Source organism: Burkholderia sp. Ac-20349 (genome assembly GCF_017104865.1).
In the GTDB taxonomy this organism is placed as follows: domain Bacteria; phylum Pseudomonadota; class Gammaproteobacteria; order Burkholderiales; family Burkholderiaceae; genus Burkholderia; species Burkholderia aenigmatica.
On sequence record NZ_JAAGPM010000171.1, the window covers coordinates 1 to 14,417 of the forward strand.

13 protein-coding genes and 1 pseudogene are annotated in these 14,417 nt (G+C 67.3%); 4 read left to right on the forward strand and 10 right to left on the reverse strand.

Going from position 1 to position 14,417, the window contains the following annotated elements; all coding sequences use genetic code 11:
- Window positions 1–133 (reverse strand): annotated as a pseudogene (locus tag G3N61_RS39840) (DUF455 domain-containing protein); the annotation flags it as partial.
- A gap of 157 nt (window positions 134–290) precedes the next feature.
- On the opposite strand from G3N61_RS39840, the gene G3N61_RS34005 reads away from it, so the two are divergent.
- From G3N61_RS34005 to G3N61_RS34015, 3 genes are all read left to right on the forward strand, one after another.
- Window positions 291–815 (forward strand): gamma carbonic anhydrase family protein, encoded by a 525-nt coding sequence (locus tag G3N61_RS34005; protein ID WP_089450879.1) that lies wholly within the window; start codon window positions 291–293, stop codon window positions 813–815.
- A gap of 25 nt (window positions 816–840) precedes the next feature.
- Window positions 841–1,791, forward strand: a complete 951-nt coding sequence (gene hslO / locus G3N61_RS34010; RefSeq protein ID WP_043190298.1) for an Hsp33 family molecular chaperone HslO — start codon at window positions 841–843, stop codon at window positions 1,789–1,791.
- A 139-nt stretch (window positions 1,792–1,930) separates the two neighbouring features.
- Complete coding sequence (locus G3N61_RS34015) at window positions 1,931–2,305, forward strand: hypothetical protein (protein WP_089450880.1); 375 nt, start codon at window positions 1,931–1,933, stop codon at window positions 2,303–2,305.
- 89 nt (window positions 2,306–2,394) lie between these two features.
- Here the strand turns inward: G3N61_RS34015 and ftsB are convergent, their stop codons facing one another.
- From ftsB to G3N61_RS34060, 9 genes are all read right to left on the reverse strand, one after another.
- Window positions 2,395–2,820 carry a cell division protein FtsB gene (gene ftsB / locus G3N61_RS34020; RefSeq protein ID WP_043190303.1) on the reverse strand — a complete coding sequence of 142 codons (426 nt, stop codon included), beginning with the start codon at window positions 2,818–2,820 and terminating at the stop codon, window positions 2,395–2,397.
- 81 nt (window positions 2,821–2,901) lie between these two features.
- Window positions 2,902–4,185 carry a phosphopyruvate hydratase gene (eno, locus tag G3N61_RS34025; RefSeq protein ID WP_011352544.1) on the reverse strand — a complete coding sequence of 428 codons (1,284 nt, stop codon included), beginning with the start codon at window positions 4,183–4,185 and terminating at the stop codon, window positions 2,902–2,904.
- Between the two features lie 106 nt (window positions 4,186–4,291).
- Window positions 4,292–5,146 (reverse strand): 3-deoxy-8-phosphooctulonate synthase, encoded by an 855-nt coding sequence (gene kdsA, locus G3N61_RS34030; RefSeq protein WP_043190304.1) that lies wholly within the window; start codon window positions 5,144–5,146, stop codon window positions 4,292–4,294.
- A gap of 2 nt (window positions 5,147–5,148) precedes the next feature.
- Complete coding sequence (locus tag G3N61_RS34035; protein WP_043190306.1) at window positions 5,149–6,801, reverse strand: CTP synthase; 1,653 nt, start codon at window positions 6,799–6,801, stop codon at window positions 5,149–5,151.
- Window positions 6,802–6,981: 180 nt separating this feature from the next.
- Window positions 6,982–7,827 carry an alpha/beta hydrolase gene (locus G3N61_RS34040; protein ID WP_043190308.1) on the reverse strand — a complete coding sequence of 282 codons (846 nt, stop codon included), beginning with the start codon at window positions 7,825–7,827 and terminating at the stop codon, window positions 6,982–6,984.
- Between the two features lie 225 nt (window positions 7,828–8,052).
- The gene (locus G3N61_RS34045) at window positions 8,053–10,536 is read right to left on the reverse strand and encodes a DNA internalization-related competence protein ComEC/Rec2 (protein WP_205824563.1); all 2,484 of its coding nucleotides are present in this window, start codon (window positions 10,534–10,536) and stop codon (window positions 8,053–8,055) included.
- A 57-nt stretch (window positions 10,537–10,593) separates the two neighbouring features.
- Window positions 10,594–11,382, reverse strand: coding sequence for a TatD family hydrolase (locus tag G3N61_RS34050; protein WP_205824564.1), 789 nt, complete (start codon window positions 11,380–11,382; stop codon window positions 10,594–10,596).
- 67 nt (window positions 11,383–11,449) lie between these two features.
- Window positions 11,450–12,145 (reverse strand): lipoprotein-releasing ABC transporter ATP-binding protein LolD, encoded by a 696-nt coding sequence (lolD, locus tag G3N61_RS34055; RefSeq protein ID WP_043190313.1) that lies wholly within the window; start codon window positions 12,143–12,145, stop codon window positions 11,450–11,452.
- A gap of 55 nt (window positions 12,146–12,200) precedes the next feature.
- Window positions 12,201–13,454 (reverse strand): lipoprotein-releasing ABC transporter permease subunit, encoded by a 1,254-nt coding sequence (locus tag G3N61_RS34060; protein WP_043190315.1) that lies wholly within the window; start codon window positions 13,452–13,454, stop codon window positions 12,201–12,203.
- A 162-nt stretch (window positions 13,455–13,616) separates the two neighbouring features.
- On the opposite strand from G3N61_RS34060, the gene G3N61_RS34065 reads away from it, so the two are divergent.
- Window positions 13,617–14,417 (forward strand): regulator (locus G3N61_RS34065; RefSeq protein ID WP_205824565.1); only part of this gene is annotated, 801 nt, incomplete at its 3' end.

The following is a 14,417-nucleotide window of genomic DNA, read 5'->3' on the forward strand; positions in this document are numbered from 1 at the left end:
CGGCCAGCAGCGCTTCGTGGAGCGCGCGCACCCGGGCGGCCTTGGCCGCGGGTTCGGTGTCACGCAGCGCGGCGAGCGCGGCGCAGCGCACGCAGGCCGGCGCATTGCCGAAAGAAGAAGACTCCATGCTCATGAACGGGGACACCCCGCGTGCGCGGCCCGGGAGCGCACGCACGCGACGGTTTACAATAGGCGATTGTTCCGCGGCGCAATGCAGCAATGCGAATGCGCCGGGCAAACCAGACGCGCCATTCTACCGGCGCCCATCATCGAAGAGACAAGGAGACACCGTGACGATCTACAAGCTGGGCGATACGGCCCCGACGATCCACGAAAGCGTATTCGTCGCCGATACGGCGGCCATCATCGGCAAGGTCGTGCTCGAGGAGAACGCGAGCGTCTGGTTCGGCGCGACGATTCGTGGCGACAACGAGACGATTACCGTCGGCGTGGGCAGCAACGTCCAGGAAGGCGCGGTACTGCATACGGACCCCGGCTTTCCGCTGACGATTGCCGAAAACGTGACGATCGGGCATCAGGCCATGCTGCACGGCTGCACGATCGGCGAAGGTTCGCTGGTCGGTATCCAGGCGGTGGTCTTGAATGGAGCGGTCATCGGCCGCAACTGTCTGGTTGGTGCCGGCGCGGTCGTGACGGAAGGCAAGACGTTCCCGGACAACTCGCTGATTCTCGGCGCACCGGCGAAAGTCGTGCGCGAGCTGTCGGCGGAAGACATTGCGCGGCTGCGCACGAACGCGAAGACGTACGTCGAGCGGCGTGCGCATTTCAAGGAGCAACTCGTGCGGATCGGGTGATTCGCACGGATTTCAAGGAAGAAGAGTGAGCGACCAGTTACAGAAATTCATGTTCAATGCGGCGCCCGTGCGTGGCGAGATCGTTTCGCTGCGCAATACGTGGCAGGAAGTGCTCTCCCGCCGCGACTACCCTGCCCCCGTGCGCACGGTGCTCGGCGAGATGATGGCCGCGTGCGCGCTGCTGTCCGCGAACCTGAAATTCAACGGCACCCTGATCATGCAGATCTTCGGCGACGGGCCGGTCCAGATGCTGGTCGTCCAGTGCGGTTCGGATCTGTCGATGCGGGCCACCGCGAAGTTCGCCGGCGACGCTGCTCAGACGATCGGCGACGACACGAGCTTCCCGTCGCTCGTCAATGCGAGCGGTCACGGCCGTTGCGTGATCACGCTCGACCCGGCCGACAAGCTGCCGGGCCAGCAGCCGTACCAGGGCATCGTGCCGCTGAACGGCGTCGACGGCCCGCTCGAATCCGTGTCGCAGGTGCTCGAGCATTACATGCATCACTCGGAGCAGCTCGATACGCGGATGTGGCTCGCAGCCGATCGCGACCGCGCGGTCGGCATGCTGCTGCAGAAGCTGCCGGGCGACGGCGGCATCGTGCCGCGTAACGCCGAAACCGACACCGATACGTGGGAGCGCGTCTGCACGCTCGGCGGCACGCTGTCCGCGCAGGAACTGCTCGAAGTCGAACCGGAAGTGGTGTTCCGCCGGCTGTTCTGGCAGGAAAACGTGCAGCACTTCGAACCGGCCGGCACGCGCTTCCAGTGCTCGTGTTCGCGCGAGAAGGTCGGCGCGATGCTGCGCATGCTCGGCCGCGAAGAGGTCGACAGCGTGATCGTCGAGCGCGGCCACGTCGAGATCCATTGCGAGTTCTGCAATCAGCGCTACGAATTCGATCCGGTCGACGTCGCGCAGCTGTTCGCGGCCCCCGGCGTCGAGACGGGCATCGCGCCCGCCACCGACCAGCGTCACTGAGCTGGGCAGCGGCCCGGTGCCCGCCATGCGGGCACGGGCGCATAATGACGCACGAGCGTCGCACGCACGGCTCCGGCGCCGAAGTCGCGTACTTCGGCGCAAGCCGCCTCCCGTCGTCGGCGCGCTGCAGGAGAAACACATGAATCGCCCGCTTCATCGACCGTTTCATCGATCATTCCGCACCATCGTCCTGACGAGCGTTGCCGCCGGCACACTCGCCCTTGCCGGCTGCGCGATGCCGCCGCCGACTTCCACGATCCTGAGCCGCCTGCCCGAACCCGGTGCATCGGGCGGCCAGCCGCGCGCGCTGTCGAGCGCCGAACGCAAGCGCTACGACGAGATCGACCAGCAGGTGCTGCGCGAACAGAACAGCGCGATCGCAGCCGAGGCCGCGGCGCGCGCGTGGGCCTATTACTCGCCGCCGCCCGTCACCGTCTACGGCGGGTATTACGGCGGATGGGGCAATCGCTGGGGCACGGGTATCAGCTACGGCTACCCGGGATGGTGGTGGTGAGCGTGCATCGCTCAGCCGATTGACTACCGGCAGGAAATAAAAAAGCGCGGCATTTCCCGCGCTTTTTCAATGGATTCGAGCAATTGCGCTCAGTGATGAGCGGCCTTGCCCTTGTCGCCGCCATGATGCCGCGACGGCTTCGCGATCGACTGCGGATTCGGCACGACACGCACCGGCGCCGCGGATACGGCACCGCGCGTCGACGTATTCGACGGCGTGTTGTTCAGCGGCGCGGCCGGCGCATTCGGCGACACGAACTGCACGAACACCTCGCCGTCCTTCACCATGCCCATCTCGTAGCGCGCGCGCTCCTCGATGGCCGCCGTGCCGCTCTGCAGATCCTGCACTTCGCCGGCGGTGCGCTCGTTGCGCAGCTTCTCGTCCGCATTCTTCTGGAGCTGGTCGTCAAGCTGCTGACGCAATTCATGCACCCGCAGCCAGCCGCCGTGTCCCCACCATAGGGGGTACTGAATGAGCGCCAGCAGGGCAATCAGGACGACAGTGACAAGCCGCATGTAAGAACCGCAGATATAAGAAGCGCCGCTCCGCGCACATGCACAGAGCGGCGTCGAGATGACGAACCCGATAGTAGCGCGTTAGCGCAGGTTATAGAAAGCCGATTTACCCGGGTAGCTTGCGATGTCGCCGAGATCTTCCTCGATGCGCAGCAGCTGGTTGTACTTCGAGATACGGTCGCTGCGCGACAGCGAACCCGTCTTGATCTGACCGGCGTTCAGGCCGACCGCGATGTCCGCGATCGTCGAATCTTCCGTTTCGCCCGAGCGGTGCGAGATCACGGCCGTGTAGCCGGCACGCTTCGCCATCTCGATTGCCGCGAACGTTTCGGTCAGCGTACCGATCTGGTTGATCTTGATGAGGATCGAGTTCGCGATGCCCTTCTCGATGCCTTCCTTCAGGATGCGCGTGTTCGTGACGAACAGGTCGTCGCCGACCAGCTGCACCTTCTTGCCGAGGCGGTCGGTCAGCAGCTTCCAGCCTTCCCAGTCGCTTTCGTGCATGCCGTCCTCGATCGACACGATCGGGAACTTGTCCGCGAGCGTCGCGAGGTAGTCGGTGAATTCGGCCGACGACAGTTGCAGGCCTTCGCCCGCGAGCTGGTACTTGCCGTCGTGGTAGAACTCGGATGCCGCGCAGTCGAGCGCGAGTAGCACGTCTTCACCGGCACGGTAGCCAGCCTTCTCGATCGCCTGCAGGATCGTCGACAGGCACTCGTCGTTGCTGCCGAAGTTCGGCGCGAAGCCGCCTTCGTCACCGACTGCCGTGCTCATGCCGCGGTCGCTCAGGATCTTCTTCAGTGCGTGGAACACTTCCGCGCCGCAACGCAGGGCTTCACGGAACGTCGGCTGGCTCACCGGGACGATCATGAATTCCTGGATGTCGAGGCTGTTGTTCGCGTGCGCGCCGCCGTTGACGATGTTCATCATCGGCACCGGCAGTTGCATGGCACCCGAACCACCGAAGTAGCGGTACAGCGGCAGGCCAGCCTCTTCGGCGGCTGCCTTCGCGACGGCCATCGACACGGCCAGCATCGCGTTCGCGCCGAGGCGCGACTTGTTGTCGGTGCCGTCCAGCTCGAGCAGCGTCTTGTCGAGGAACGCCTGTTCCGACGCGTCGAGGCCCATGATGGCTTCGGAGATTTCGGTGTTGATATGCTCGACTGCCTTCAGCACGCCCTTGCCGTTGTAGCGGCCGGCTTCGCCGTCGCGCAGTTCGATCGCTTCACGCGAGCCGGTGGACGCGCCCGACGGCACCGCCGCGCGGCCCATCGTGCCCGATTCGAGCAGCACGTCGCATTCGACGGTGGGGTTGCCGCGCGAATCCAGAATCTCGCGGCCGATGATATCTACGATTGCACTCATGGGTTTCCTCTGAGAATGACGATGGATTCTTCAAACTGCGACGGCGCACGCGCCTGAACCGCTTTCGCTACTGACGCGCGAAGCCGTCGCAAGGTTCATTCGATCTTTAATTGAAATCGTTTTCCAGGAACGGATTGCGCTTCACCGCCTGGTCGAGCGTGACGAGGGTCTCCAGCAGCGCACCCATCCGGTTCAGCGGCACCGCGTTCGGGCCGTCCGACTTTGCTTCAGCCGGATTCGGGTGCGTTTCCATGAAGAGGCCCGCGACGCCCGTCGCGACCGCCGCCCGTGCGAGCACCGGCACGAATTCGCGCTGGCCGCCCGAGCTCGTGCCCTGCCCGCCCGGCAGCTGCACCGAGTGGGTCGCATCGAACACGACGGGGGCGCTCGTCTCGCGCATGATCGCGAGCGAACGCATGTCCGACACGAGATTGTTGTAGCCGAACGAGACACCGCGCTCGCACGCCATGAAACGGTCTTCCGACAGCCCCGCTTCACGGGCCGCTTCGCGCGCCTTGTCGATCACGTTCTTCATGTCGTGCGGCGCGAGGAACTGGCCCTTCTTGATGTTGACGGGCTTGCCCGAGCGCGCGCACGCATGGATGAAATCGGTCTGGCGGCACAGGAACGCCGGCGTCTGCAGCACGTCGACGACCGACGCGACCTGCTCGATCTCTTCGATCGAATGCACGTCGGTCAGCACCGGCAGGCCGAGCTGGCGCTTCACCTCGGACAGGATCCGCAGGCCCTCGTCCATTCCGAGGCCGCGGAACGACTTGCCCGAGCTGCGGTTCGCCTTGTCGTAGGACGACTTGTAGATGAACGGAACGTTCAGCTTCTCGCAGATCTCCTTCAGGCGGCCTGCCGTGTCGATCGTCATTTGCTCCGATTCGACGACGCAGGTACCCGCGATCAGGAAGAAAGGCTTGTCGAGACCGACCTCGAAATCGCACAGCTTCATGCTTACACTCCGCGCGCTTGCTTGTTGGCAAGCGCAGCTTCGACGAACGACTTGAAGAGGGGATGACCGTCACGCGGCGTGGACGTGAATTCCGGGTGGAACTGGACGCCGACGAACCACGGGTGCATCGAACGCGGCAGTTCCATCATTTCCGGCAGATCCTCGCTCGGGGTACGGGCGCTGATGATAAGGCCGCCGGCTTCGAGCTGGGGCACGAAGCGGTTATTGACTTCATAACGGTGGCGATGGCGCTCGTTCACGTCCTTGCCATAGATCTCTTCGGCCATCGTGCCCGGCTTGATCGGGCAACGCTGCGAGCCGAGGCGCATCGTGCCGCCGAGATCGGATTCCTCGGTGCGCGTCTCGACCTTGCCGTCGCGGTCGTACCACTCGGTGATCAGCGCGACCACGCGTTCCGGCGTGTCCGGCTCGAATTCCGTGCTGTTCGCCTGCTTCAGGCCGACGACGTCGCGCGCGAACTCGATCACCGCGAGCTGCATGCCGAGGCAGATGCCGAGATACGGCACCTTGGCTTCACGCGCATAGCGGATCGCCGCGATCTTGCCTTCCGTGCCGCGACGGCCGAAACCGCCCGGCACCAGCACGGCGTCGAGGTGCTTCAGGCTGTCGACACCGTTCGACTCGATCTCTTCCGAGTCGATGTATTCGATGTTGACCTTGGTCGACGTGTGCAGCGATGCGTGGCGCAGCGCCTCGATCAGCGACTTGTACGACTCGGTCAGGTCGACATACTTGCCGACCATGCCGATCGTCACTTCGTGCTTCGGGTTCTCGAGCTTCTCAACGAGTTCCGACCACATGCTCAGGTCGGCGTCCTTCGGCGACAGCTTCAGTTCCTCGCAGATGATGCGGTCGAGGCCCTGGTCGTGCAGCATCTGCGGAATCTTGTAGATGCTGTCGGCGTCCCACACCGAGATCACGGCGTCTTCCGGCACGTTCGAGAACATCGAGATCTTCTTCGATTCGTCGTCCGGAATGCGGCGGTCCGCACGGCACAGCAGCACGTGCGGCAGGATGCCGATCTCGCGCAGCTTCTGCACGCTGTGCTGGGTCGGCTTCGTCTTCAGCTCGCCAGCCGTCGCGACGTACGGCACCAGCGTCAGGTGCACGAAGCACGCGCTGTTGCGGCCGAGGCGCAGGCTCATCTGGCGCGCGGCTTCGAGGAACGGCAGCGATTCGATGTCGCCGACCGTGCCGCCGATCTCGACGATCGCGACATCCGGCTCACCGCAGGTGGCCGACGCGGCCCCGCGCTCGATGAACGCCTGGATTTCGTTCGTGATGTGCGGAATGACCTGCACGGTCTTGCCGAGATAATCGCCGCGGCGTTCCTTGCGGATCACCGATTCGTAGATCTGGCCGGTCGTGAAGTTGTTGGCCTTGCGCATCTTCGTGCTGATGAAGCGCTCATAGTGGCCGAGGTCGAGGTCCGTCTCCGCTCCATCTTCCGTCACGAACACTTCGCCGTGCTGGAACGGGCTCATCGTGCCGGGGTCGACGTTGATGTAGGGATCGAGTTTGAGGAGGGTGACTTTCAGACCGCGCGATTCGAGGATCGCGGCGAGGGAAGCGGCGGCAATACCCTTGCCAAGGGAAGAAACTACGCCGCCGGTGACGAAAACATATTTGGTCATCGCTGGATGCTCGCGGGAAAAACGGATTATACCGTAAAGCCCGCCCTTCTCTCAGCAATTGACTCGATGATCGCGCCCTTTCGCGCCGACCCGCACCAGCCGTGCGCGCCGGGGCGAGGCTGCCCGCCGGCCGGTGCAACCGCGCGCATCGCAGGCGCGCCCCGGCCGCCCAACCGTGCGTCAGGCGCGCTTCGCGAGCGGGGCACCGCCCTGCGTCACATCGCCCTCCACCGCCTTCAGCGAATTCAGCATCCGCTGCAATGCGCGGGCGGTCTCGAGCGGCCGCTCCATCGGGAACAGGTGGCTGCCTTCCAGCCATTCGACGCGACCGCGCGCCGCGCGGCGCGTCGCATCGAGCCCGACCTGGCGCACCTCGCGCGAACGCGTGCCGGCGAGAAAACCGAGCGGCACCGGCGCGCCGTGCGCGAGCCGCGGGCCGAGCGTGTGCGGCAGGGTCCGGTAGATCAGGTATTCGACCTGCCGGTCGAACGCGAGCGCCCGCTCGCCGTCGGCACCGGCCTGTGGAATCCCGTAGTCGATGTAGTCCGCCAGCATCCGTTCGTCCCAGCGGGCGAACGCCGGCTTCTCGCGGAAATGCCGCCAGACGTCATCGCGGCTCACCCAGCGCGTACGCCGGTTGCGCGTCGCGGCGGCCGGCGACAGCCGCTCGTCGAGCCCCGCCCACTGGCTTGCACGCAATGCGCCGGCGCGCCAGCCCGCGATGATCGGCGAATCGATCATCACGACGCCGCGCACCCATTGCGGCTTCTTCAGCGCAGCCATCAGCGACAGGTAGCCGCCGAGCGAATGACCGACGAGCCAGACGGGACGCTCGTAGCGGCTGCCGATATCGTCGAGCAGTTGCTCGACGAGATGCGGCCAGTCGCGCGTCACCGGGTAGCGGCGGTCGTGGCCGATCCGTTCGATGTAGCGCAGCTCGTAGTCGTCGGCCAGTTCGGCGAAGATCGTCCGGTACGTCGACGCCGGGAAGCCGTTCGCGTGCGAGAAATGGAGGATGTCCTTCAAACGCCGATGTCTCCTTTGTCGACCGGAGTTAGTGCTTTAGCACTTACTCCGGTCCCATGCTTCGCGGTCGGCCGGAGTTAATGCTTTAGCACTTACTCCCGCCCCATGCTTCGCGGTCGGCCGGAGTCAGCTCCGGCCCTCTGCTTCGTGTTCTGCCGGGCCCATGCTTCGACATGATGCGCGGGTCCCGGGCCTTCTTTCTCGCTACGCCGGCCCTCGCCGCGATCACCGGTCCATCCAGTACCGTCGCCGAACGTCGCGATAACGCTCGAAGGCAAACCCGCCGTCGGCCGGCGCGACGTCGAACCGCACGGCACCGTCGCGATCGGTACGCGGCAGCGGAATCCCGCGCGCCTCGTAACGGGCGAGAACCGTCCGGTGCGGATGCCCGAAACGATTGCGATAGCCTACAGGAAATACCGCGACGCGCGGCCCGACCGAATCGAGGAAAGGCTCGACCGACGACGTTCGGCTGCCGTGGTGCGGAACGACCAGGATCTGCGCGGCCAGCGCGTCGCGCGCAACGTCCACGAGCCGGCGTTCGGCGCGCGCCTCGATGTCGCCCGTCAGCAGTGCGGACGTGTCGCCCGCGTCGATGCGCAGCACGCACGACTGCCCGTTCGAGGTACCCGCACCCGGGCCGCCCTGCGGCCACAGCATCGTGAACGCGACGCCGTCCCAGGTCCAGTGCTGCCCGGCCACACACGGCAGCCGGTCGGCGACGCCGGCGGCTGCCGCGTCGCGCCACAGCCGGCTGTTCGGCGCAATGCCGGCCAGCAACTGTCGTACGTCGGCTGCCGCATAGACGGCTGGCGCACCGCCCGCGTGATCGGCATCCGCGTGACTGAGCACGAGCGAATCGATCACCGCGATGCCACGCGCACGCAGTGCCGGCGCAACGATCCGCGCGCCGGCATGAGTCGACTCCGCGCCCGGCCCCGCATCGAACAGCACAGTGCGCCGCGCGGTCTCCACCAGCACCGACGCGCCCTGCCCGACGTCGAGCACGGTCAGCCGGAAACCGCCCGGCGGCGGCGTATCGGCTGCCGGCGCGACGAGTGGCAGCCACGTGAGCGGTGCCGCCCAGCGCAACGGCCAGCCGCGCGGCATCAGCGCCCATGCGACGCCCACGCAGGCCAGCACCAGCACCGGCCCGTCGGGCATGCGCAACCAGAACACGCCCGCCGGCCAGTCGGCGAGGTGCCCGAGCAACGTCATCATCGGTTCGAGCGCCGCGTGCGCAAGCCGGAACGCATACGCATCGAACGGCGCCGGCAGCGCGATGCCGGCCAGCACGACCGGCGTCACGACCGAGCTGACCCACGGAATCGCGAACGCATTGCCGAACGGGCCCGACAGGGAGATCTGCGCGAACCATGCGGCCGTCAGCGGCGCGAGACCGATCGTCACCGCGTACTGCACGCGCGTGGCCTCGGCGATACGGCGCCCGGCGCGTGCCGCCCACGCGCGCAACCGGCTCGACAAGCCGGCCGTGCCATCGCCCTCCTCGCGTTCCGCATCGGGCTCACGCACGCCACGCCAACCGGCCACGGCCATCAGGATCACGGCAACCGCCCCGAACGACAGCCAGAACCCGGCCGACAGCACAGCCCATGGATCCGCAACCAACACGGCGCCGAGTGCCGCGCACAGCACCGCGGAAGTCGGTACGCTGCGCCCGGCCAGATACGCGATGCCGCCGGCCGCGATCATCCACCACGCGCGCTGCGCCGGTACGTTGAAACCGGCGAGCGCCGCATATCCGGCCGCGGCGGTGAGCGCGGCGAGCGCGGCCGCGTACGGCGCCGGCAACATGAGCGTCACGGCCCGTGCGCGCCAGCGCAGGCGGCGCCAGACCATCGACACGAGCCCGCCCGCGATCGCGCCTACGAGCCCGACATGCAGGCCGGAGATCGCGACCAGGTGGCTCGTACCCGTGCTGCGCAGCACGCGCCAGTCGTCGTCGCCGATGCCCGACTGATCCCCGATCGCGAGTGCGGCGACGATGCCGCGATGGCTGGCGTCGCTGCCGAGCGCCTCGGCGATACGCGAGCGCAGCGCATCGCGCAGCCGATCGATCGAGGCACGCCATCCCGATGCGTGCGCATCGAGCAATACCGCCCGCCCGGGCGCGCTGACATAGCCGATCGCGCGAATACCTGCGGCAAGCCACGCCGCCTCGCTGTCGCGCACGCCGGGATTGGCCTCGGCATGCGGGCGCTTCAGACGCACGACAAAACGCCAGCGCTGTGCGGCACGCAGATCGGGAAGTGGATCGCGTGTCGCCGATGCGCCATACGCGCGCCACGACAGCCGGATCAGCGGCGGGAAATGGGCCAGCCCTGCATCGTTCGACTCGACGGCGAACAGCAGCCTCGCGCCTGTCTCGTCGATCACGGGCAGCCCGCGAATCACACCGGTCACGACGATGTCGCGCCCTTCCCACTCGACGGGCAGGCTGTCGTCCAGCCGCCATTCGGCCCGCGCGGCCGCGTAGCCGAACCCCGCGACGCAGGCCGCGAGCGCGCACAGCATCCATCCGAACGCGACGGTCGACCGCGTGCGCCGGCGGCGCATGCACCACGCGCCCAGCACCGCGCAGCCCGCGAGCACGGCTGCACCGATCGTCCAGGCGAACGCACCCGGCAACGCCGCCTGCCGCTGCAGTACGACCACGCCGAGCGCGAACGCGATCCACCACACGCGCATCGCACCTCCTCGTCGACCCGGCGCCGCCATGGCGAATGCGGCGCCTTCCGGCAACGATTATGCGGACGAAAGTGCGAGTCGCGGCAGCGCGGCGAGCGCGTTGGCCGAAGTGCATAGGGACACTGCGCCGGCGTCGAGCCCGCGCAGTTCGGCGAGTACATCGCCGATGCGTGGCACCTGGTCGGGCGTGTTGCGGGATTTGTACGCCCATTCGGGCGCGATGTCGGGCGCGTCGGTCTCGACGACGAGCGCATCGAGCGGCAACTCCGTGGCGAGCCGGCGGATCTGCAGCGCGCGCGAGAAGGTCACGTTGCCGCCGAAGCCGAGATGCAGCCCTTGCGCGAGATACGCTTCGGCCTGCTGGAAACTGCCGTTGAACGCATGCGCGATGCCGCGCCGCACGCCGAACCGGCGCAACCCGGCGAGCACGCGATCCTGCGACTTGCGCACGTGGCACAGCACGGGCAGATCGAATTCGCGCGCGAGCTTGAGTTGCCCCTGGTAGAAGAACTGCTGCCGGTCTTCGTCGAGCCCCGGCACGAAATAGTCGAGACCGATCTCGCCGATCGCAACGAAGCGCGGATCGTCGAGGCTCGCCTCGATCTCCATGCGCAGCAGGTCGAGATCCTCGTCCCGTGCGCGCGGCGTATACATCGGATGGATGCCGAGCGCATAGACCGCGCCCGGCGTGCGTTGCGCGAGCTCGCGCACCGTCGTGAAGTTGTCGCGCCCGACGCTCGGGATCACGATGCGCGACACGCCGGCGGCGCGCGCCGCGTGCGCGACCGCGTCGCGGTCGGCGTCGAACTCGGCGGCATCGAGATGGCAGTGCGTATCGATCCACATGGCGGCAGTCCTGCGCCCTGGCGCCGCACCGGGACGACCCCGGCAGCAGGCCAAGCGCGTTCGCTTCTTACACCGGCAGCGCCGGCTCCTCGTACAGCACGCCGTCGCGCAGCCGCATGATGCGGTCGCAGCGCGCGGCGAGATCGGGATCGTGCGTGACGATCACGAAGCTCGTTTCGAGCGTCTCGGACAGTTCGAGCATCAGGTTGAACACCGTGTCGGCCGTCGTGCCGTCGAGGTTGCCGGTCGGCTCGTCGGCGAGCACGCACGCGGGCTTCGTGACCAGCGCGCGCGCGATCGCGACGCGCTGCCGCTCGCCGCCCGACAGTTCGCCCGGACGGTGCTTCGCACGCGGGCCGAGACCGACACGCTCGAGCATCGTCTGGGCCTGCTCGCGCGCGTCCTCGGTCGTCATCCGGCGGATGCGCAGCGGCATCGCGACGTTGTCGAGCGCGGTGAACTCGGGCAGCAGGTGATGGAACTGGTAGACGAAGCCGAGCGCACGGTTGCGCAATTCGTTGCGCTCGCGCTCGGCGAGCTGCGTAAACGGCTTGCCGAGCAGCGACACCTCGCCCGCGCTCGGCTCGTCGAGCCCGCCCAGCACGTGCAGCAGCGTGCTCTTGCCGGAACCCGACGCGCCGACCACCGCGAGCTTCTCGCCGCGCCGCACCGTCAGCTCGGTATTGTTGAGCACCTGCACGTTGAAGCCGCCCTGCACGAACGCCTTCGTGATCCCGCGCGCCTGAAGCACGTAATCCTGCATACCTGCCGAATCCTGTCTGTTGTGTTGTTTTGCATCCGCGAATGCGGTCGCGCGATCATTCATAGCGAAGCGCCTCCGCCGGCTTCACCTTCGCGCCGCGCCAGCTCGGATAGAGCGTCGCGACGGCCGACAGCGCGAACGCGATCAGCCCGATCCGGATCACGTCGCTCGCGACGAGTTCGGACGGCAGCTCGCTGATGAAGTACACGGACGGCGGCAGGAACTGCACGCCGAACAGGTGCTCGATCATCGGGATCAGCCACGGGATGCTCCACGCGATCAGGCAGCCGAGCGCGACGCCCGACGCCGTGCCGACGAAGCCGATCGTCACGCCCTGCACGACGAAGATCTTCATGATCGACCCCGGCTGCGCGCCGAGCGTCCGCAGAATCGCGATGTCGGCCTGCTTGTTGGTCACCGTCATCACGAGCGACGACACGAGGTTGAACGCGGCCACCGCGATGATCAGCGTAAGGATGATGAACATCATCCGCTTCTCGATCTGCACGGCCGAGAACCACGTCTTGTTCTGTTGGGTCCAGTCGCGAATGTACAGGCTGCCCGACAGCGTATGCGACAGCTCGACCGCCACGTCCGGCGCCTTCTGCATGTCCTTCAGCCGCAGCCGCACGCCGGTCGGCGCGGCCATCCGGAACAGCGCCTCGGCGTCGCGGATGTTGATCATCGCGAGCGTGCTGTCGTATTCGTAGTGCCCGGACTCGAACACGCCGACGACCGTGAACTGCTTCAGCCGCGGCATCATGCCGGCCGGCGTGATCGACCCTTCCGGCGCGACCAGCGTGACCTTGTCGCCGACCGTCACACCGAGGTTGCCGGCGAGCGCATCACCGAGCACGATGCCGAACTGGCCCGGCACGAGCGCGCCGAGCTGGCCCGCCTTCATGTCCTTGCCGATGTCCGACACCTGCGGCTCGAGCGTCGGCTCGACGCCGCGCAGCATCACGCCGCTCACCGCGTCCTGGCGGGTGAGCAGCGCCTGCGCATCGACATACGGCGCCGCGCCGATCACCGACGGATTGCGGCGCGCTTCCTGCGCGGTCAGTTGCCAGTCGGGCATCGAGCCCGTCGGCGAGAACACCTCGACGTGCGCGAGCACCGACAGCATGCGGTCGCGCACTTCCTTCTGGAAGCCGTTCATCACCGACAGCACGACGATCAGCGCCGCGACGCCGAGCGCGATCCCGAGCATCGACACGAGCGCGATGAAGGAAATGAAGCCGTTACCGGTCGTGCGTTTGCCGGCGCGCGTATAGCGCCAGCCGATCTGCCATTCGTACGGAAGTTTCAAGCGAATCCTTTCTGCTGGTTACGGCGGGGAGGCGCCCCGCGGCCGGACCGCCGCCCGGTGGCGGCCACCGGCCCGGGCACGGTCGAAAAACGGCCGCCGGACGCGAACGGGCCGTCAGCCGGCCCGATCACGCGCGCAGTTTGCCATACAATGCGCACCATCATGCACGACCGACGCCTCCATTTTCTCGTTCCGTTCGCGCTGCCGTCGGCGGCCGATGCGGCCTCGTCCCTGCACACGCTGGACAGCCCCGCGCTCGAAAAGTTGCTCGCCCGCGCCAGCCTCGTCGAGCGCGTGGCCGGCGAGGACTTCCAGCGCACGCTGCCGCACGAGCGCTGGCTGGCCCGCCAGTTCGGCGCGACCCAGGGCAGCGCAGCGGACGAGGCGCCGCTCGCGCCCTACATGCTGCTGGCAGACGGCGGCGACCCCGGCGCCCACGCGTGGGCCTGCGTCGAGCCCGTCCACGTCGAAATCGCGCACGATCACCTGGTGCTCGTCGATCCGGCCGCCCTCGCGCTGGCCGACGGCGACGCAGCCGCGCTGCTCGCGGTCGCGCGGCCGCTGATCGAGGAGCTCGGCGTCCGGCTCGAAGCGCCGAACCCGTCACGCTGGTATCTGTCGAGCGATCAGCTCGCCCGCCTCGCCGGCGCCGCGCCGCTGCGCGCGAGCGGCCGCAACATCGAGATCTGGCTGCCGCACGAGGCCCATACGGGCGAACGCTCGCGGATGTGGATGAAGCTGCAGAACGAAGTGCAGATGGCGTGGTTCCAGCATCCGGTCAACGAGGCCCGCGAGGCGCGTGGCCTGCCGGCCGTCAATTCGATCTGGTTCCATGCGCAGGGCACGCTGAAGCCGGTCGGCAAGCCGTTCGCGCGTGTGCTGTCCGCATCGCCCGCGGCGCTCGGCCTTGCGCGCGCCGCGCAAGCCGATGCCGGCGCGTTGCCGGCCGCGTTCGGCACGCTG

Coding starts and splice junctions, on each gene's coding strand:
- G3N61_RS34035 (WP_043190306.1), bottom strand. CDS start 6,801: ATGACCAAATATGTTTTCGTCACCGGCGGCGTAGTTTCTTCCCTTGGC.
- lolD (WP_043190313.1), bottom strand. CDS start 12,145: ATGCAGGATTACGTGCTTCAGGCGCGCGGGATCACGAAGGCGTTCGTG.
- G3N61_RS34015 (WP_089450880.1), top strand. CDS start 1,931: ATGAATCGCCCGCTTCATCGACCGTTTCATCGATCATTCCGCACCATC.
- ftsB (WP_043190303.1), bottom strand. CDS start 2,820: ATGCGGCTTGTCACTGTCGTCCTGATTGCCCTGCTGGCGCTCATTCAG.
- eno (WP_011352544.1), bottom strand. CDS start 4,185: ATGAGTGCAATCGTAGATATCATCGGCCGCGAGATTCTGGATTCGCGC.
- G3N61_RS34050 (WP_205824564.1), bottom strand. CDS start 11,382: ATGTGGATCGATACGCACTGCCATCTCGATGCCGCCGAGTTCGACGCC.
- kdsA (WP_043190304.1), bottom strand. CDS start 5,146: ATGAAGCTGTGCGATTTCGAGGTCGGTCTCGACAAGCCTTTCTTCCTG.
- G3N61_RS34045 (WP_205824563.1), bottom strand. CDS start 10,536: ATGCGCGTGTGGTGGATCGCGTTCGCGCTCGGCGTGGTCGTACTGCAG.